Source organism: Bradyrhizobium sp. AZCC 1678, from assembly GCF_036924765.1.
Classification (GTDB): domain Bacteria; phylum Pseudomonadota; class Alphaproteobacteria; order Rhizobiales; family Xanthobacteraceae; genus Bradyrhizobium; species Bradyrhizobium algeriense.
Window position 1 is genome coordinate 1,857,541 of the sequence record NZ_JAZHSE010000001.1, and the last position, 18,265, is coordinate 1,875,805.

Genomic DNA, 18,265 nt, shown 5'->3' on the forward strand with positions numbered 1-18,265 from the left:
GGACATATGCGCGACGCGGCCGCTCAGCATTTAAGCACTATGATCCTCATCAGTGCTGTGCGGCAACCGTCCGAGCCGCATGTCAGTCATGCGGTGAGCGGGCCCTTTATAAAATAGGCTAATCCGCAAAGCCGGACGGCGAAACATTACTGGCTGCTGCTATCGCGTTTTCGAGCGAAGTGGCCACCGGTTCGCATAGCAATCTTGTGCAGATTGCCTAGACTTTTCTGCGGTAGAAAAACCGCGTCAAAACAAGAATCTAGAGCTTCGGTTCTGATGCAATCAGAACCTGATGCTCTAGGAGGGCCAGCGCTGCGCCTTGCTCACCACGAAGTCGCGGAACACCTGCACCCGCGCCACCGTCTTCAACTCTTCGGGATAGACAAAATACGTGTCGATCTGGATCGAGTCGGTCTCGCCGAACAACTGCACCAGGCGGTTGTTCTCCTCGACCAGATAGTCGGGCAGGGCGGCGATGCCGAGCCCCTGCTGACAGGCGCGGACCAGCCCCAGGATATTGTTGACCTTGAAGTAGGCCTCGCGCGGACCCGAGCCGTTACGGCCGGCGTCGATCAGCCAGGAGCGGTTCTGCAGATGCGTCGGAACCTGCGCATCGCTCAGCATGATGATGCGATGCGAGTCGAGGTCGTCCAGCGTGCGTGGCGTGCCGAAGCGCTTGATGTATTCCGGCGAGCAATAGGCGTGGAAGCCGATCGAGAACAGCTTGCGCTGGATCAGGTCCGGCTGGGTCGGCTTGCGGGTGCGGATCGCGACGTCGGCCTCGCGCATCGACAGATCGAGATCTTCGTCGGTCACGATCATGGAGATCCGGATGTCCGGGTAGAGCGCGGTGAACTCGTCGAGCCGCGGGATCAGCCAGTTGATGCCGAGCGCCGGCGGCGTGGTGATCTTGAGATCGCCACTCGGCCGCTCGCGGCTGTCGGTCAGCTTGGCGCGCGCCGCCTGCAACTGCATGAACACGTCATGCGCGGTGCGAAACAACAGGTCGCCCTGTTCGGTGAGGATCAGCCCGCGCGCGTGGCGGTGGAACAGCGATACCGCGAGCTCCTGCTCCAGCGCGCTGACCTGCCGCGATACCGCCGATTGTGAAAGCCCGAGCTGTTCGCCGGCGTGGGTAAAGCTTCCCGCCTCTGCAGCCGCGTGAAAGACTTTCAGCTTGTCCCAATCCATGTCCGATGATCCGTCCCGTGTTCTAGGCATGATTACTCCGCCGCCGCGCGATCGGTCGCGCGCAAAGCCAGGAAGCGTTCAGCCTCGAGGGCCGCCATGCAGCCGAGGCCGGCGGCCGTGACCGCCTGCCGATAGGTTTCGTCCGCCACGTCGCCGGCGGCGAACAGGCCGGGAATAGACGTGGCGGTCGAGTTCGGCGCCACCTCGACATAGCCGGAGGATTTCAGCTTGATCTGGCCTTTGACGAGGTCGGTTGCGGGCGCGTGGCCGATCGCGATGAAGACGCCGTCGGCCGGCACATCCGTAAGGCTGCCGGTCTTGACGTTCTTCAGCCGCACATGGGTGACCTTGCCCGGGTTTTCGGTGCCGCAGATCTCGTCGATCGCACTGTCCCAGATCACCTTGATCTTGGGGTTCTTGAACAGGCGATCCTGCAGGATGCGTTCGGCGCGGAAATGATCGCGGCGGTGCACGATCGTTACTTGCGAGGCGAAATTGGTGAGGAACAGCGCTTCCTCGACCGCGGTGTTGCCGCCGCCGACGACCATGACGTCCTTGCCGCGGTAGAAGAAGCCGTCGCAGGTCGCGCAGGCCGAGACGCCAAAGCCCTTGAATTTTTCTTCGGAAGCGATGCCGAGCCAGCGCGCCTGCGCACCGGTGGCGAGGATCACGGTTTCCGCCAGATAGACGTCGCCGCTATCGCAGGTCAGTCGGAACGGCCGCTGCGCCAGTTCGAGCTTGTTGACGAAATCAGTGACGATCTTGGTGCCGACATGCGCCGCCTGCTTCTCCATCTGCTCCATCAGCCACGGGCCCTGGATGACGTCGGCGAAGCCCGGATAGTTTTCCACGTCGGTGGTAATGGTGAGCTGCCCGCCGGGCTGGATGCCCTGGATCAGCACCGGCTCCAGCATCGCGCGCGCCGCGTAGATCGCCGCGGTGTAACCGGCGGGGCCGGAACCGATAATGACGACCTTGGCATGGATAGGCGCGGGCATCGGCGGATCCCTCTCTTATTCGGGGGTTTTGTTGACTGAGCAGAAAGCGCCCCGGAAGGACGTCGCGGGGCGCCGAAAGTGTCAAATCCAAGTCTAAGATATCTGGGTAGCTATGCAAGAATTGCAATTCATCCCAGCGAATTTTCCCCGGAACTGAAGTAACAATCGCGAAATGTGGCGCTGCACGCGCAATAAAATTGCGCATGTTGCGCCGCCTGCGCTAAGAGAGTTGCCAGGAAGGCTGCTTAAGCGAACCAAAACCAGGGAACCCGACGCGCGTGTCGAAGAATCTTGACGAAATCGACCTCAGAATCCTTGCCGAAATCCAGGCCGACGGCCGAATCACCAACGTCGAACTGGCCAAACGCGTCGGCATTTCGCCGCCACCCTGCCTGCGCCGGGTCCGCACGCTGGAGGAAGAGGGCTACATCCAGGGCTACCGCGGCCTGTTGGATCCGCGCCGGCTCGGTTTCGACGTCACGGTGTTTGCGTCCGTCCATCTGTCCAGCCAGGCGGATGCGGATCTGCGCGCGTTCGAGGACTTTGTTCGTGCCGAGCCCCTGGTGCGCGAGTGCTGGATGCTGTCCGGCGAGGTGGATTTCATTTTGAAATGCGTCGCGCCCGACATGGCGACGTTTCAGGATTTCGTCACGCACCTGACGGCAGCACCCCACGTGCGCAACGTCAGGACGTCGCTGGTGCTGCACAATTCGAAGTACGAAGCGGCGGTGCCGCTCGATGTGAAGGTGGCGGGCTGAGGCGAAGCGTCATTCCGGGGCGCGCAAAGCGCGAGCCCGGAATCTCGAGATTCCGGGTCTGGTGCTTACGCACCATCCCGGAATGACTGAGCTGACGCTCAGTTACTTCTTCCGCATCTCGTCGACGCTGTACGGCCCGCCGCCCGCGGTCGCCAAATAGAGGCAGGCGAAGCAGAACAGAATCGCGGAGGTGCCGGCATTGAGCAGCGGCAGGAACACCGGATTGGCCGGATCCTTGAACATGTGGCCGAGGAAATAGGCGAAGGCCATTTCACCCGAGAGGATGAACGCGCTGATGCGCGTGAATAGCCCGATCATCAGCAGCGCGCCAAGCACAAGTTCGAGCGCGCCGGCCGCCGTGATCAGCGGCGGGATATTGGCGAAATAGGGCAGTACCGGAAACTTGAAGATCTTGGCTACGCCGTACTGAAACAGCAGAAGCCCGGTGATGAAGCGAAACAGGCTCAGAGCCGTCGGCTGCCATTTAGCGAGCATCTTGTCGAATTGGTCCATGTCATCGTCCCCCTTGTTTGGCACACTAGAAAACTTAGCGTCACAACATTACACGGTGTTGGCCGATTGCGTGTGATGCCGACACAACACCCCAGAAATTGAATCATTCCCATCTTCGCGACATTCGTCGCGATTGCAGCGCAACAAGATGCCGTCCCGAAGCACCGGAGCTTGCCGTTCACCGCGCGCCTTGCGGCGAAAACGCCAAGACCTGATGCGCCGGCGCTCGGTCCATTTAGTTATGATTTATAAGCATTGTCCGGAAGTCGGATATTATGGAATCCTCCGCAGCTCCACTCACAATGCTGTCAGCATGCGGCCAAACAAAAAAGCCGCGTCGAAACGCGGCTTTGTCGCAACGGTAACTCGCAAGTGACTATCGCCACTCGACCTTGGTGATCTCGTAGGCCTTGGCGCCGCCCGGCGCCACGACTTCCACCGTCGAGCCCTTTTTCTTGCCGATCAGGGCGCGGGCCAGCGGCGAGGTGATCGAGATGCGGCCTTTCTTGGCGTCGGCTTCCGGCTCGCCCACGATCTGCCACACCGTTTTCTTCTCGGTGTCTTCGTCGACCAGCGTGACGGTGGCGCCGAACTTGACGGTGTCGCCGGAGAGCTTGGAGATGTCGATAATGTCGGCGCGCGCGAGCTTGTCTTCGAGCTCGGCGATGCGGCCTTCGTTGTGCGACTGCTCTTCCTTGGCGGCGTGATATTCCGCGTTTTCGGAAAGGTCTCCATGCGAGCGCGCCTCGGCGATATGCTCGATGATGCGCGGACGCTCCACCGACTGGCGCTGCTTCAACTCAACCTCCAGGGCGGCATAGCCGCTCGCGGTCATCGGAACCTTTTCCATCATCATCTCTTCTGTCCTTCGATCGTGCGAACCGCCAAAATGGTTGCGCGCACGAGCCACTCTTTCGATTTCGATCAGGCCTTTCGGCTCGACACGCGAGCCTGCCAGCCTATTGATTTCCGGCCCCGTCAGGGGCCGACAACATCCAAACCAACGGTGGGTTCCAGCCTACCGGCTTTGTTGCCAATCGTTTAGCGGGCATTTGAGGCCGGCTGACGATCAGTTTTCGGAAAAGTAGCTCTGCAGGGTGCGGACCTCAAGGTCCCCGCCCAGATAGGCGCGGATGCCCTGCGCGGCCGCCACGGCACCTGAAAGAGTGGTGTAGTACGGCACTTTATGCAAGAGGGCAGCCCGCCGCAATGAACGGCTGTCGGCCAGCGCCTGCGGCCCCTCGGTGGTGTTGAAAACGAGCTGGATGTCGCCATTGGTGATGGCGTCGACGATGTGCGGCCGTCCTTCCAGCACCTTGTTAACCTTCTCGGTCGGAATGCCGTTGTCGGTGAGGAAGCGCTGGGTGCCTGATGTGCCCATCACCTTGAAGCCGAGCGAGTGCAGCAGCCGCACCGCTTCCGCGATGCGGTTCTTGTCGATCTCGCGCACCGAGACGAACACCGTGCCCTTGCGTGGCACGCGGGTGCCGCCGCCGAGCTGGCTCTTTGCGAACGCCACCTCGAAGGAGCGGTCGATGCCCATGACCTCGCCGGTCGAGCGCATCTCCGGACCGAGCACAGTGTCGACGCCGGGGAAGCGCGCGAACGGAAAGACCGACTCCTTGACGCCGACATGCTCGAGCTTGCGCTTCTTCAACTTGAAGTCCGTAAGCTTCTCGCCGGCCATGATCCGGGCCGCGATCTTCGCCACCGGCATGCCCATCACTTTGGCGACGAATGGCACCGTGCGTGACGCCCGTGGATTGACCTCGAGCACGTAGATCTCCCCGTCCTTGATCGCGTACTGCACGTTCATCAACCCGACGACGTCGAGGCCGAGCGCGAGTTCGCGGGTTTGCCGCTCCAACTCGGCGATCATCTGGGCGTCGATCGAATGCGGCGGCAGCGAGCAGGCGGAATCGCCGGAGTGAATGCCGGCTTCCTCGATATGCTCCATGATGCCGACGATGAAAGTGTCCTTGCCGTCGCACAGGCAGTCGACGTCGATCTCGATGGCGTCGGATAGATAGCGGTCGAACAGCAGCGGATTGGTGCCGAGCACGGTATTGATCTGGCCGGTCTTGTCGTTGGGATAGCGCGCCTTGACGTCACCCGGCACCAGTTCCGGCAAGGTGCCGAGCAGGTAATCGCTGAGCTGGGTGTCCTCGCGGATGATCTGCATCGCGCGACCGCCGAGCACATAGGACGGACGCACCACCAGCGGCAGGCCGAGATCGGCGGCCACCAGCCGCGCCTGCTCGACCGAATAAGCGATACCGTTCTTCGGCTGCTTAAGGCGCAGCTTGTCGAGCACGCGCTTGAAGCGGTCGCGGTCTTCGGCGAGGTCGATGGCGTCGGGCGAGGTGCCGAGGATAGGCACGTTGGCGGCTTCCAGCGCGCGCGCCAGCTTGAGCGGCGTCTGGCCGCCGAATTGCACGATCACGCCGTGCAGGGTGCCGTTCTGCCGCTCGGTGGCGATGATCTCGAGCACGTCCTCCGATGTCAGCGGCTCGAAATACAATCGGTCCGCGGTATCGTAGTCGGTCGATACCGTTTCCGGATTGCAGTTGATCATGATGCTTTCATAGCCGGCGTCGTGCAGCGCGAAGCAGGCATGACAGCAGCAGTAGTCGAATTCGATGCCCTGGCCGATCCGGTTCGGTCCGCCGCCGAGAATAATCACCTTGCTCTTGTCGGACGGCGCGCTCTCGTCGGCGAGCTTGCCTGCGAACGGCGCCTCATAGGTCGAATACATGTAGGCAGTGGGGGAGGCGAATTCCGCGGCGCAGGTGTCGATGCGCTTGAAAGCGGGGCGGACGCCGAGCGCGTGACGTTTTGCGGTGATCTCGGCCTCGGTGGACTCAGACAGCACGGCCAGCCGCGCGTCCGAAAAGCCCATCGCCTTCAGCATGCGCATGCCGTAGCCGTTCGGCGGCAGGCCGTTCGCCTTGATCTTTGCTTCCATGTCGACGATGCCGCGCATCTCGCTGAGGAACCAGGGATCGATCTTGCAGGAATTGAAGATCTCTTCATTGGACCAGCCGAGCCGCATCGCCTGCGCCACCTGCAGGATGCGGTTCGGCGTCGGCGTGCCCAATGCGGCGCGGATCGCGTTCTTGTCGTCGCCGCGGCCGAGCCCCTCGATCTCGATCTCGTCGAGCCCGGTCAGGCCGGTCTCGAGACCGCGCAACGCCTTCTGCAGGCTCTCCTGGAAGGTCCGGCCGATCGCCATGACTTCGCCGACCGACTTCATCGAGGTCGTCAGCGTGGTGGAGGCGCCGGGAAATTTCTCGAACGCAAACCGCGGCACCTTGGTGACGACGTAATCGATCGTCGGCTCGAACGAGGCGGGCGTCGCGCCGCCGGTGATGTCGTTGGCGATTTCATCGAGCGTGTAGCCGACCGCGAGCTTGGCGGCGACCTTGGCGATCGGGAATCCCGTTGCCTTGGAAGCCAGCGCCGAGGAGCGGGACACGCGCGGGTTCATCTCGATCACCACCATGCGGCCGTCGTCGGGGTTGACGCCGAACTGCACGTTGGAGCCGCCGGTCTCCACCCCGATCTCGCGCAGCACCGCCAGCGAGGCGTCGCGCATGATCTGGTATTCCTTGTCGGTCAGCGTCAGCGCCGGCGCCACTGTGATGGAATCGCCGGTGTGCACGCCCATCGGATCGAGGTTCTCGATCGAGCAGACGATGATGCAATTATCCTTCTTGTCGCGCACCACCTCCATCTCGAACTCTTTCCAGCCGAGCACGGATTCCTCGATCAGCACTTCGTTGGTCGGGGAGGCGTCGAGGCCGCGTTCGATGATGTCGAGAAACTCTTCCTTGTTGTAGGCGATGCCGCCGCCGGTGCCGCCCATGGTGAAGGAGGGGCGGATGATCGCGGGCAGCCCGATTTCGGACAGCGCCATCAGCGCTTCGCCGAGCGCGTGCTCCTGGTAGCGCTTGCGGCGCTCGTTCTCTCCGAGCGTCCATTGCCGCTCGCACTCTTCCAGCGCGGCGCCCGACAGCTTCTCGCGCTCGGCCAGGTATTTGTCGCGGTAGGACTTCTTCAGCGCCGAGGCGTTGGCGAGCCGCGATTTCGGCGTCTGCAGGCCGATCTTCTCCATCGCGTTGCGGAACAGCTGACGGTCCTCGGCCTTGTCGATGGCATCCGCGGTGGCGCCGATCATCTCGACGTCGAATTTGTCGAGCGTGCCCTGCCGGCGCAGCGACAGCGCGCAGTTCAGCGCGGTCTGGCCGCCCATGGTCGGCAGCAGCGCAAAGCCGCCCGGAATGACATGGCGTTCCGCCTCGATGATCTTGGCGACAATTTCGGGGGTGATCGGCTCGATATAGGTCGCATCCGCCAGTTCCGGGTCGGTCATGATGGTGGCCGGATTGGAATTGACGAGGACGATGCGGTAGCCCTCTTCCTTCAGCGTCTTCACCGCCTGGGTGCCGGAATAGTCGAATTCGCAGGCCTGGCCGATCACGATGGGACCGGCGCCGATGATCAGGATGGTGGAGATATCTGTTCTTTTGGGCATCAGCTCTCAGACTGGATTTTGGGCACAAAAAAAGGGCGCGCAGCCGCGCGTCCCCTAAGCCAAGAGCGCGGGTCACCCTCGCGCGCGGGTGGTCTTTAGACCAGATTCCGCACCCGCGAAACCCCCAAAAACGGGCCATCAACGGGGAAATTCAGGGATTTGGCGCTCGGTCCGCCTTCGCTCTACTTTGCCCCGCCGGTCTCCGGCGTGGCTGCGCCACGCGTAGCCCGTCAGGGCGAAGCGTGGAGGCCCGGCCTGGATTTGAACCAGGATAAGGAGCATTGCACTGCTCCCGCGTCGTCGCTTCCGCCACCGGGCCGAGGCAATCATTGCTCATCACGGCGCGGTGAACCACCCCCTACCGCGCTTTAGGGTTAACAACCTTGGCGCGCGATTAGAGCTTAACTGCGCTGGAACGCGTGCCGCGCCACGAACGTCATCCGCCACGGGTTGTGGCCGATATTGAATGGGGCGCGCGAGGCGGTAAAGCCGGCGGCCGCGAGTTTGTCGATCATCTCATCTTCGCGGTAGCGCTGCAGCCCGACACGGGTGCGCAGTTGCCGGTAGTCCGACAGCGCCGTGCTGGCGAGCCCGTACAGGGCGTCTTTCAGGAAGCCGTGGGCGGAAGCGAATTTCAACAGCGCCAGCACGTCCCTGGCCATGCCGACTTCGGGCCGCAAAATATCGCCCAGCACCAGGCGGCCGTTCGGCTTCAACAACCGGCGAATGACGGCGAACGCCGCATCCAGTTCGTCCGGCGTCATGTATTGCGCGACCGAATTCATGACGGCGAGATCGACCGAGTTTTCCGCCATTCGGCTGAGATCCTCGAGCGAGCGAACGCGGATCCTGGTGTTCGGCGCAAAGCGCGCGATCAGCCGGCCGCGGACACCGGGGGCGGGTTCGGCCAGATAGAGCTGGGCACAGGCGTCGGCTACCTTGGCGGCGGACAGCGCCTCACCGCAGGCATAGTCCAGCACGACGGAGTCGGGCGAGGAGATGTAGCCGATGATGTCGCGCGCGATGATCTGGAAATGCAGGTCGCGATGCAGCTTGCTCGCATAAATCGTATGCGTGGAATCGTAATAGTCGATCCATTCATCCATGCGTGCAGCGCCCGGCAATACTGCGGTTCCTGTGCCGGAACCGGCGTGAAAGTGATGCGTTAGGTCGTCCGACGGCCAATGTCCACTGCCGCCGCAGTCCGGTTCCTAACAGGAAGGTGCAATGTGAGCAAAACCAACAACAAATCCGACAAAGTATCCGCCGAACTCGATACACCGACCGACCTGCCGCAGGCCGCGGTGGACAAGATCTCAGCGTCGCTCAATACGTTGCTGGCGGATGCATTCGCCCTCTATCTGAAGACCAAGAATTTCCACTGGCATGTCAGCGGCCGGCATTTCAACGACTATCATCTGATGCTGGACCAGCAGTCGGAGGCGATTTTCGCCACCACCGACCAACTCGCCGAACGGGTGCGCAAGCTCGGCGGCATTACGCTGCGCTCGATCGGGCAGATCGCCAAGCTGCAGACCATCCAGGACAACAACGAGGCCTATGTGCCGCCGCGCGAAATGCTGCGCGAGCTGATGGAAGACAACAAGAAGATGGCCGCGGCGATGCGCAAAGCCCACAAGCTTTGCGACGACCATGAGGATTCCGGCAGCGCAAGCCTGCTCGAAGTCTTCATCGACGAGACCGAGCGCCGCACCTGGTTCCTGTTCGAGGCCAGCCGTCAGGAAGGCGCCAACGCGGCGTAAAAGCCGGCAAGGGAGCGAAGGGCGGCGGCTCCGGTCGAGACGGGGGGCGCCGTTCCGGTCAAAGATGCGTGAAAAAAGCGCACGTCTTTAGGTGGTACTGCAAGATTCCGATAATCAATTTAAGCGAGCCTGCGTGAGGCGTCGCTATGATGAAAGCCGCCCGGTTGGTCCGTGCAGAATGATGCGGATGCTACCGGGCCGTGTATTGCCGGCTGTTCTGGTTTGGAATCGATCGATGCAGAAAGTAATTGAATTTCGTGGCCCGAAGACTGAGGCCGTTGCGGAGCCGTTGGCGGCGCCGCCGTCCATGGAACGGATATTGGCGGTGGTCAATTCATTGTCCCGCACGCTTGATTGCATCAAGACCATGTGCGCGACCGAGCCGAACGGGCCGGTCCGCGACAAGCTGGAGACGGAACGGGCAAATCTCGTCATCGGGCTTTTCGTCGCCCGGGTCGCCGCGATGCGGGTTTCCTCAGGCGAGCCCGTATCGGATTCAGCCAGTTCAACCTTGCCGACCGCCAGTCGCCGTTGAATACCGCAATGCTCTAATCGTCGAGCGGGCCCAGCAGCTCCTCGTACCGCTTCTCGATGCGCTCGTAACAGTCGCAGGAGACGGCGTGCAGCCCCTTGGCGTCGATGATGGAAATGCGGCCGCGGCCGATCTGGATGAGGCCCGCATTCTGCAGCGTGCGTTCGACCAGATTGATGGTGGTGCGCTGAACCCCGAGCATCTGCCCGAAGAACTCCTGGGTCAGGCGGATGTCGTTGCTGCCCAGCCGTCTCCGGCACTGCATGAGCCAGCGCGCGGCCCGGTTTTCCACCTGGTGCAGCGCCTGGCAAGCAGTCGATTGCTGCGACTGCGCGAGCAAGGAGAGATCGAACAGCGCAACGGTCTTTCGAAAACTTTCGTTCTCCCGTCCGGCCCGATGAACTTCCGCGGCAGGGATGCGGACGGCTTCGCCGGCGACCTGCACGATCGAATCTGCAAACGACGTCGTGATGCCATGGATGGTGGAGGATCCGATCATGCCCTCGCGGCCGACGATGGAGGTCTCGGCTGTCCCGCCCTGGTCGGTGCCGGCGAGAACGGAAATGATGCAGGAGCGCGGGAAATAGGCGAACTCGATTTCCGACGATGAGCCGTGGAGCAGTTCGCCGTGTTCGACTGATATCGTCCGCATGTGCGGTTTCAGCAGGGCAAGCGCTGAAGCATCCAGCTTGCTCAAAATGTGATTTTCAGCGGCCACGAGGAACTCCAGCGCGAGTTAGGCGGGAGCTTCAACTCTCTCTGTCGCCGATGCCCAAGGCTAAAAGCCGGCGATAGACCCACAATGGGCGCAACCAACGGCAATAGCTAATTAATTCTGGGTTGATAGTCGGGTATCGGACAGTTCGGCTGATATATTTGGACTATTATGTGAAGTGTCGGGTATTGGACGGATCTAACAGCGTTTTCGTAGGTTAAGTAGCGCCTTGTGAATGGCTGTCGGCGTGCGAAATACAAGCGCCGATAGGTTCAACCCAACGCTGGGTGAGTGTCATGCTAGCCCCGGAAAGACCCCCTCCAGAGCTTCTGCCGATGCGGCCGCGTTGCCCCGATTGCGAGGCGCGGATGATCACGACTGCCGTTTCGGATGGGCCGGAAGGTTTGGAGCAGCGTACGTTTGAATGCGCACAATGCGGCCACACCGAAACCAGGACGATGGCGTACGATCCGCTCAAATCCAACGCCGTTGGCTGGCTCGAAAGCGAATTGCGGCGCCCCAAATGACGGCCGGGTTCGCTTAAGCCGTGCTGCGCTTCCATAGCTTCACCGGCGGGCCATCTTCGCCACGCACCGGGTCGGTCGTGCGAGCGGTCGCCGACAATATCTCCGCACGGGGCGGTGAGGGTCTTTCTCCGCGAAAGACCCCCCTTGGCTTTGGTCCTGCCTTCACACCGCGCCGGCTGGCATCATTTCGCGGCGGCGATTGCCGGCGGCTTCCACGTGCCTTCGCCCGCAGGCAGGACCGACGGTGCTTCGGTCCTCGGCCAGTAGAGGCGCATCACCAGATAGATCGGACCGTCTGGCGCGGGCAGCCAGTTGGCCTCCTTGTCGGCGCCGGGCGATTTGTTCTGGACGTAAAGCGTCAGCGACCCGTCGGCGTTTGTCTTCATGCTCGGCAGCATCGGCGAATTGACCAAATAGCGGTTGATCGGATTTTCGATCAGCAACTGGGTCTTGCCGTCATACATGGTCAGCGACCAGAAGGCGTTCACGGGCGGGAGTTGGCCCGGCGGGAATGTCAGCGTGTAGTTCTTTTTGCTGCCGTCGAGGGTTTGACCCTCACCGTCGACGCGCGTGAGCGGATACATTGCCTCCGCTGCATCGTTGCCGTAAATGCCCGCCTGTGCGGCGACGGCGCGCTTCAACCAGTCCCCGTTGTAATGGGCGCTGTCGCCGGGCAGCGAACTGATCCGCCAGCCGTTGACCTCCTTGCCGACGTTGGCGACGGCCTCGTCGACCTTGCGCTGGCCTTCTTTCATGCCGAGGCCGACCTCCAGTTTGTCCTCCAGCGAGAGGTCCTTGAAATTGAAGGTCTTGCCCGGGCCGACGCCAATGCGTGCAAGCTGGGCGCGCATTTCCTTCTCGTTCTCTTGCGGAGGTGAAAACTGCAGCGCGAAGTCGAGAAACTCGAAGAAGTTCGTCTTCACGAGTTGCTTGTCGATTTTCGGAAAGTCGATGGCCGCCGCGCCAATCGTTGCCGGCTCTTTCAGATAGGCGGACAGCGTCTGCACCTTGTAGCCGTCCTGCACCTTGCTGACGTTGCCGAGGTCGTCCGGGTTGAAAAGCTGGGTGCGATATCCCGCCACCGAAAATTGTGTGCCCGACCTGAACACCTTCTTGATCCCGGGTGGGGTTGCCCCTTTCCAGTCCGGCCCGACCACCATGTAGTCGCCTGCCTCGCTTCCCGTGGCACGGCTGCCGATATAGCCATAGTTGTAGGTGTTGCCGTCGCAGAGCATCACCGAGTAGTAGCGCTTGGGGTCGATCGCCGGGACCGAAAGGACAATCGGCTCCGCCCGCAGGTCCATCCATACGAACGAATAGGGCGTGTCGCTGTTCGGTGTTACGATGGCGGTATCTTTATAGGTGAATACGTTGGGTTCATTCTTGATCTGATTGAACGGCGCCTTGAATTGCCCGGAGTTACGATCGATGGCGTATTCATGCATCACAGCGTAGTTCATCACGATGGGCAGGCCATAGATGAAGCCTGCCTCGGCAATGTCTTTTGCTTTCAGGAAGCCCGGGCGCTCGGCGCCTGTCTGCACTTGTGCCAGCGCCGAATTCGCCGTTGAGGCGGTAATTGCCGCCAAGGCGACGGAACGAAGAAGATCGCGTTTCGTCAGCATTTTGAATGTCTCCCAGAGATCGGGTGTGAGATTTCAAGTCTGAAGCGATGCAAGCCGGCGGCCGGCAAAAGGTCGGCCGCCGCACTGTCTTACTGGGCCGAAAGGCCCACCGTTGTCGGCGTCTTCACGACCGGCGGGGGATTCCATTTTCCCGTCAGCGCTTCCGACTTCGGACTGTAGAGGCGCATGGTCAGGTTGAAGGCTCCCTTCGGCGCCGGAAGCCAGTTGGCTTCCATGTCCTTGCCAGGACTTTCGTTCTGAATGTAGAGCTCAAGCGAGCCGTCGGCATTTTGCTTGAACGGCATCCAGCTGGAGACCGCAAACCGGTTCAGCACGTTGCCGACCTGGAATCCTTGGGGATCGTAGAGGGTGATCGACCAGAACGCATTGGTCGGCGGGGCGGCGCCCTTCTCGAACGTGATGGTGTATTTGTTCGCGCCGTCGAGCGGCTTGCCGGACTCGTCGCCGAGATTGAGCGGATAGATGGCGTCCTCGGGCAGGTTCGCACCGAGTCCGAGTTGAGTGACGATCGCCCGCTTCAAATAGTAGTTGCCGTAGACGCCCATCGTATCGGTGTTCATCGACCAGCCATTGGCAACGCGCGCCAGCGTCGGCACCTTCCAGGCCATCAGCTTCTGCGCGTCCTGCGGCGCGGCCTCCAAGGCTCGTTGCACGACCGGATCGAGCTTGCCGATGTCGAAGCTCTTGCCCGGCTCGATGCCGATTTTCTTCATCTGCGCGATGATCGGCTCGTCGGTGACATGCGGCGGATGAAGCTTGAGCAACTCCGCGGCATAAGCGAAATACACGCCCGCCGACATGGTATCGACCTGAGTTTTTGGCGGCGTCTTCATGTCGACGCTGGGGTCGATCTTGACCTCGACCGGCTTCGGCGTCTTGCCGAATTCCGAAAGCGGGGTGACCTTGTAGCCGGCCTGGATCTTGTGAACCGCAGCGTAATCCGCCGGGCCGTCCGTCTTGGTGCGGCCGATCACCCAGACATAGGGCGTTGGCGCTTCGATCCGCTGCGTGTCCTTTGGAAGCTTGAACTCCTCGGCGAACCTGTCACGCAGATCGGGCCGCCAGCCCGCGGGCGTTATCAGAAAGGTCCCCGCCCTGGTGCCCGTCGTCCGCCAGCCCGGTGACGCAAAGACATCGGTCCACATGTCGAGCATCGGCAGCAGGTAGTAGCGTCCGTCGGTATCCGGAACCGAAATGACGACGGGCTCCCTGGTCATGTCCAGCCATGAAGAGGAATACAGCGTGTCGAAATTGGTTCGCACGACACCTTTGAAATCGGCAGGCGGGTATTCGCGCACGTTGACGAACGTGTTCATCGGGCCCTTGAAGGCGTCCTTGCCTTGTTCGACGTTTGTGAACTGCTTGCGGGACAGATCCATCGACATGATGGAGTAGAAGTAAACATAGGCGTCGACCGCAATGGCGTGCGCCTCCTGTTCGGTGACGGGCGCCGTCGATTGCGCGAGCGCCACCGGCGCAGCCGCGGCGCCGAGGCAGAGAGACAATGTCAGCGTCAGAATTCCTCGAAACATGTCGAATCCTCCTCTTCTGATGTCTGCTGTGGTTGTTTGTGAGAAGCTTGGAGCAGCTGATGCCGTCAGGTGATGCGTATGACCTCCATTGCCTTTGCAGGAATGCAGCAGCGGACACGGAAGCGCTGTCGCTCCCTGCGATGAATTGAATCACGTGTCTTGACGGGTCATCGGCAGCTAAAACGCCGCGGCGTATGCTGACTTAAATCAAGGTTCTTGGAAAAGTGATGCCAGCAGGCTTAACGAATGGTATCCAAACTACCTCCACGTGCGACACCTTAGCACGGGCAGGAGATAGTGGTAAGTCGTGGCAGTCATTCGTGGCGGTGGCGGACAGGCCGAATGGTCAGCTGCGCTTCCACAGTCTGACCAGCGGGCCGTCCGCGCCCATGACCGGATCGGTCTTCGGCAGCTTCACTTCCGGAATCGTCTTCAGCGCCTTTGCATGGTTCTCCGGCGTCGGCCGCGTGATCTGCATCGGTGGTCCCGGCGGATAGGCGCCGACCACGCAAAAGTCTTCGCTTGCCGAGATCAGCTGGTGGCCGGTCCCCGCGGGCAGGATCGCGACGTCGCTGGCCGAGATATCGAGTGCCTTGCCGTGGTCGCCGCCGAACTGCACGCGCGCGTGCCCACGGGCGACGCCGAGCGTCTCATGCACCGTCGAATGGTAGTGCAGATAGTCGTAGACGCCGTTGCGCCACATCGCGCCCCAGCCGTTGGCGCCGAACAGCCCCTCGATGGTCTTTTCGGGGTGATCGTTCGCCCACATCCACCGCACCCTTGTAGACCAGGAACGGCATCGGGTTGTTGGGAACGAGGCCGTCATTGGCGAAGACGAAAGCGAGCGGTTCGATGTCGGGCATGATCATTCTCCGAAATCGCAAAAATCGTAGGGTGGGCAAAGCCACCGGGTCGCGCGAATGCGCGCCCGATGACAGGCTCCGCGTGCCCACCATTGCTTGCGGAGTGCTGATGGTGGGCACGCTTCGCTTTGCCCACCCTACAAATTCAAACCGTTGTCCGCCGCTCACGTTCCCTTCGGAATCTCGAAAACCAGGCACGTCGTCGTCGCATGCGCGAGGAGGCGGCCCTTGGCGTCGGTGATGCGCGCCTCGGCGGTGGCGGCGCGGCGGCCGACGCTTAGCGTTTTGCCCTCGCTGCGAACGGGGCCGGTATCCTCGGTCATGCCCTTGATGAAGGAAATCTTGAATTCGAGCGTGGTGTAGCCGGTGCCGGCGGGAAGCGGGGTGTGGACCGCAAGCCCCATCGCGGAATCCAAGAGGATCGCGGCATAGCCGCCATGCACCGAGCCGATCGGATTGTAATGCCGGAAGCCCGGCACGCTGTGGAACACGACGTGGCCGGTCTCGGCGGTGGAATCGAACGGCTCCACGTTCTGCATGATCGGCGGGCAGGGCAATTTGCCGTCGAAGATGGCGCGGACGAAATCCAGCCCTGACATCGAGGCCATCACATGCGTCGGCGTCACGCCGTATTCGACCTTGGCGACGGTGGGCTTGACGTCCATGGCAATTCCTTTTTAAATTATGATAATCATATAATGGGATCGAATGGATTGCCAGTGGTTGCCCCGTGCGTCATTGCGAGCGCAGCGAAGCAATCCATCAAGCGGCAAAGTAAGTATGGATTGCTTCGCGGAGCCTGTCATCCGGCGGCGCTACGCGCCGACCGGGTGGCTCGCAATGACCGGGAGGGCGATCTTACGCCCGCCTGTTCGCCCGCATCAGATCCGCGAACCGCTTGAACAGATAGTGCGAGTCGCGCGGGCCCGGCGAGGCTTCGGGGTGGTACTGCACCGAGAATACCGGCTTGCCCTTGAGCTCGATACCGCAATTGGAGCCGTCGAACAGCGAGATGTGGGTTTGCGTCGCGCCCTCCGGCAGCGTCGCCTGATCCACGGCAAAGCCGTGGTTCATGGAGGTGATCTCCACCTTGCCGGTGGTTTCGTCCTTGACCGGATGGTTGGCGCCGTGATGGCCCTGGTGCATCTTAATGGTCTTGGCGCCGACGGCCAGCCCCAGCATCTGGTGGCCGAGGCAGATGCCGAAGGTCGGCGTGCCCGAGGAGATCACCTGCTGGATGACAGGCACTGCGTATTTGCCGGTCGCGGCCGGATCGCCCGGGCCGTTGCTCAGGAAGACGCCGTCCGGCTTCATCGCCAGAATGTCTTCGGCCGAGGTCGTCGCCGGCACCACCGTGACCTTGCAGCCTTCACCGGCGAGCAGCCGCAGAATGTTGCGCTTGATGCCGTAGTCGATCGCAACCACGTTGAACTCCGGCTCGCTCTGCCGGCCAAAACCCTTTTCCCAGGCCCATGGCATCTCGTCCCAGGTGAAACGCTGGGCTGATGTCACCATCGGCACGAGGTCCATGCCTTCGAGGCCGGGCCATTCGCGGGCTTCTTCCTTCATCCCGTGCAGGTCGAACTCACCATTTTTGGCGTGGGCGATGACCGCGTTCGGCATGCCCTTGCTGCGGATCAGCGCGGTCAGCGCGCGGGTGTCGATGCCGGAGAGGCCGATGATGCCGCGGGCGCGCAGCCACTGGTCGAGATGTTTTGTGGCGCGGTAGTTCGAGGGATCGGTGATCGCCGTGCGCAGGATCACGCCGCGCGCGCCCGGCGTCGCCGCCATGTTCACCGTCTCGATGTCTTCCTCGTTGGTGCCGACATTGCCGATATGCGGGAAGGTGAAGGTGATGAGCTGGCCGGCATAGGAGGGATCGGTGAGGATCTCCTCGTAGCCGGTCATCGCGGTGTTGAAGCAGACCTCGCCGACGGCGTGGCCTTCCGCGCCGAGGCCAAAACCCTCCAGCACGGTACCGTCGGCAAGCACGAGGAGCGCGGTCGGTTTGTGGTCCGGCCAGGCTGAGGCGTTTTCAGAAGTTGTCATGAGCGCACTTCATAGTCGCAAGCGCCCCCGCCCGTCAAAGCCGGAAGACGTGGATTCACATGCGTTTGCCGCATATTTGCCAGCCGGTTCCGCCGCGTCAGCGTTTTTTGGCCAAATCGGCCCGAATCGGGCGGCCCGAGCCTGGACAATTCAATGCCGATCGTTGCCCGTCCCGGGCCTCGTCAGCTCGCCGGACTGATGTCCCAGCCCGCGCCGGTCGGCATAGCCGGCTGGCTAGCCGCAGTAGGCGACTTTTGTCCACCAAGGCAGCAGGAAGAAGATCACGGCAGCTAGATCAAGCGGGTAGAACAGGAGCAACTTGGTCTTCAGGGACATTGACCGCGCGTTCGGCGCAGGAGGGTCGCCCGGATAGACCTCGAGATGATCGAAGCTTCCCTTCCAACCCAGCCGGTATGTCAAGAAAGAAACCGCGTCGTAGGCAAGCAGATACATAAATCCGGTCAGGAGTACGCCCGCTCCGACGATGGCCAGCCACGACGATGCGGCTTCTACGTGCATGTTGCGAAGACCTTCGCACGAATAGGGCGCAAAGCGGCTTGCCCAAAGCACCGCAAGACACAATGCCAGTGCAGCAAAATGCTTTTCGACTTTCATGCCAGTCCTTATATAGGCCGGAGGATTAA

At 61.7% G+C, this 18,265-nt stretch carries 15 protein-coding genes, 1 tRNA gene and 1 pseudogene; 3 read left to right on the forward strand and 14 right to left on the reverse strand.

The window, feature by feature from the left end:
* Nucleotides 1–297: 297 nt before the first annotated feature.
* Together V1294_RS08860 and trxB are read right to left on the reverse strand one after the other, a co-directional pair.
* Nucleotides 298–1,221 (reverse strand): LysR family transcriptional regulator, encoded by a 924-nt coding sequence (locus V1294_RS08860; RefSeq protein ID WP_190242137.1) that lies wholly within the window; start codon nt 1,219–1,221, stop codon nt 298–300.
* 2 nt (nt 1,222–1,223) lie between these two features.
* On the reverse strand, nt 1,224–2,189 hold the full coding sequence (trxB, locus tag V1294_RS08865) for a thioredoxin-disulfide reductase (protein WP_334496445.1): 966 nt from the start codon (nt 2,187–2,189) through the stop codon (nt 1,224–1,226).
* 278 nt (nt 2,190–2,467) lie between these two features.
* Between trxB and V1294_RS08870 the strand changes: the two genes are divergently transcribed.
* Complete coding sequence (locus tag V1294_RS08870) at nt 2,468–2,947, forward strand: Lrp/AsnC family transcriptional regulator (RefSeq protein ID WP_028350193.1); 480 nt, start codon at nt 2,468–2,470, stop codon at nt 2,945–2,947.
* A 102-nt stretch (nt 2,948–3,049) separates the two neighbouring features.
* On the opposite strand, the gene V1294_RS08875 is transcribed toward V1294_RS08870, so the two are convergent.
* The 5 genes from V1294_RS08875 to V1294_RS08895 form a co-directional block, all read right to left on the reverse strand.
* Nucleotides 3,050–3,460, reverse strand: a complete 411-nt coding sequence (locus tag V1294_RS08875; RefSeq protein ID WP_334496447.1) for a DoxX family protein — start codon at nt 3,458–3,460, stop codon at nt 3,050–3,052.
* 376 nt (nt 3,461–3,836) lie between these two features.
* Nucleotides 3,837–4,310, reverse strand: a complete 474-nt coding sequence (greA, locus tag V1294_RS08880; protein ID WP_212419807.1) for a transcription elongation factor GreA — start codon at nt 4,308–4,310, stop codon at nt 3,837–3,839.
* A gap of 219 nt (nt 4,311–4,529) precedes the next feature.
* A complete protein-coding gene (carB, locus tag V1294_RS08885) occupies nt 4,530–7,994 on the reverse strand; it encodes a carbamoyl-phosphate synthase large subunit (protein ID WP_334496450.1) in 3,465 nt (1,154 codons plus the stop codon).
* Between the two features lie 243 nt (nt 7,995–8,237).
* Nucleotides 8,238–8,313 (reverse strand) — tRNA-OTHER (locus V1294_RS08890).
* Nucleotides 8,314–8,395: 82 nt separating this feature from the next.
* Complete coding sequence (locus V1294_RS08895) at nt 8,396–9,100, reverse strand: class I SAM-dependent methyltransferase (RefSeq protein WP_334496452.1); 705 nt, start codon at nt 9,098–9,100, stop codon at nt 8,396–8,398.
* Nucleotides 9,101–9,223: 123 nt separating this feature from the next.
* Here V1294_RS08895 and V1294_RS08900 point away from each other — a divergent pair, with 123 nt between their 5' ends.
* Both V1294_RS08900 and V1294_RS08905 read left to right on the forward strand, forming a co-directional pair.
* Nucleotides 9,224–9,757: a Dps family protein gene (locus V1294_RS08900; RefSeq protein WP_334477228.1), complete on the forward strand. Its 534-nt coding sequence runs from the start codon at nt 9,224–9,226 to the stop codon at nt 9,755–9,757.
* Between the two features lie 235 nt (nt 9,758–9,992).
* Nucleotides 9,993–10,292, forward strand: coding sequence for a hypothetical protein (locus V1294_RS08905; RefSeq protein WP_334496454.1), 300 nt, complete (start codon nt 9,993–9,995; stop codon nt 10,290–10,292).
* Between the two features lie 13 nt (nt 10,293–10,305).
* Here the strand turns inward: V1294_RS08905 and V1294_RS08910 are convergent, their stop codons facing one another.
* The 7 genes and pseudogenes from V1294_RS08910 to V1294_RS08940 form a co-directional block, all read right to left on the reverse strand.
* On the reverse strand, nt 10,306–11,007 hold the full coding sequence (locus V1294_RS08910; RefSeq protein WP_334477230.1) for a Crp/Fnr family transcriptional regulator: 702 nt from the start codon (nt 11,005–11,007) through the stop codon (nt 10,306–10,308).
* Between the two features lie 706 nt (nt 11,008–11,713).
* Entirely contained in the window at nt 11,714–13,156 is a 1,443-nt protein-coding gene (locus V1294_RS08915; RefSeq protein ID WP_334496455.1) for a DUF1254 domain-containing protein, read from the reverse strand.
* 89 nt (nt 13,157–13,245) lie between these two features.
* On the reverse strand, nt 13,246–14,709 hold the full coding sequence (locus V1294_RS08920; RefSeq protein WP_334496456.1) for a DUF1254 domain-containing protein: 1,464 nt from the start codon (nt 14,707–14,709) through the stop codon (nt 13,246–13,248).
* A gap of 346 nt (nt 14,710–15,055) precedes the next feature.
* A pseudogene (locus V1294_RS08925) lies at nt 15,056–15,578 on the reverse strand (hypothetical protein).
* 158 nt (nt 15,579–15,736) lie between these two features.
* Nucleotides 15,737–16,237: a PaaI family thioesterase gene (locus V1294_RS08930; protein ID WP_334496457.1), complete on the reverse strand. Its 501-nt coding sequence runs from the start codon at nt 16,235–16,237 to the stop codon at nt 15,737–15,739.
* A 193-nt stretch (nt 16,238–16,430) separates the two neighbouring features.
* Nucleotides 16,431–17,621, reverse strand: coding sequence for a glutamine-hydrolyzing carbamoyl-phosphate synthase small subunit (gene carA, locus V1294_RS08935; RefSeq protein ID WP_334496459.1), 1,191 nt, complete (start codon nt 17,619–17,621; stop codon nt 16,431–16,433).
* A gap of 234 nt (nt 17,622–17,855) precedes the next feature.
* Nucleotides 17,856–18,236 (reverse strand): hypothetical protein, encoded by a 381-nt coding sequence (locus V1294_RS08940; RefSeq protein WP_334496461.1) that lies wholly within the window; start codon nt 18,234–18,236, stop codon nt 17,856–17,858.
* Nucleotides 18,237–18,265: the final 29 nt, after the last annotated feature.

Excerpts from the sequence above, each read along its gene's own strand:
- V1294_RS08860 (WP_190242137.1), bottom strand. The coding sequence starts at position 1,221 with ATGCCTAGAACACGGGACGGATCATCGGACATGGATTGGGACAAGCTG.
- trxB (WP_334496445.1), bottom strand. The coding sequence starts at position 2,189 with ATGCCCGCGCCTATCCATGCCAAGGTCGTCATTATCGGTTCCGGCCCC.
- V1294_RS08875 (WP_334496447.1), bottom strand. The coding sequence starts at position 3,460 with ATGGACCAATTCGACAAGATGCTCGCTAAATGGCAGCCGACGGCTCTG.
- greA (WP_212419807.1), bottom strand. The coding sequence starts at position 4,310 with ATGGAAAAGGTTCCGATGACCGCGAGCGGCTATGCCGCCCTGGAGGTT.
- carB (WP_334496450.1), bottom strand. The coding sequence starts at position 7,994 with ATGCCCAAAAGAACAGATATCTCCACCATCCTGATCATCGGCGCCGGT.
- V1294_RS08895 (WP_334496452.1), bottom strand. The coding sequence starts at position 9,100 with ATGGATGAATGGATCGACTATTACGATTCCACGCATACGATTTATGCG.
- V1294_RS08905 (WP_334496454.1), top strand. The coding sequence starts at position 9,993 with ATGCAGAAAGTAATTGAATTTCGTGGCCCGAAGACTGAGGCCGTTGCG.
- V1294_RS08915 (WP_334496455.1), bottom strand. The coding sequence starts at position 13,156 with ATGCTGACGAAACGCGATCTTCTTCGTTCCGTCGCCTTGGCGGCAATT.
- V1294_RS08920 (WP_334496456.1), bottom strand. The coding sequence starts at position 14,709 with ATGTTTCGAGGAATTCTGACGCTGACATTGTCTCTCTGCCTCGGCGCC.
- V1294_RS08930 (WP_334496457.1), bottom strand. The coding sequence starts at position 16,237 with ATGGACGTCAAGCCCACCGTCGCCAAGGTCGAATACGGCGTGACGCCG.
- carA (WP_334496459.1), bottom strand. The coding sequence starts at position 17,621 with ATGACAACTTCTGAAAACGCCTCAGCCTGGCCGGACCACAAACCGACC.
- V1294_RS08940 (WP_334496461.1), bottom strand. The coding sequence starts at position 18,236 with ATGAAAGTCGAAAAGCATTTTGCTGCACTGGCATTGTGTCTTGCGGTG.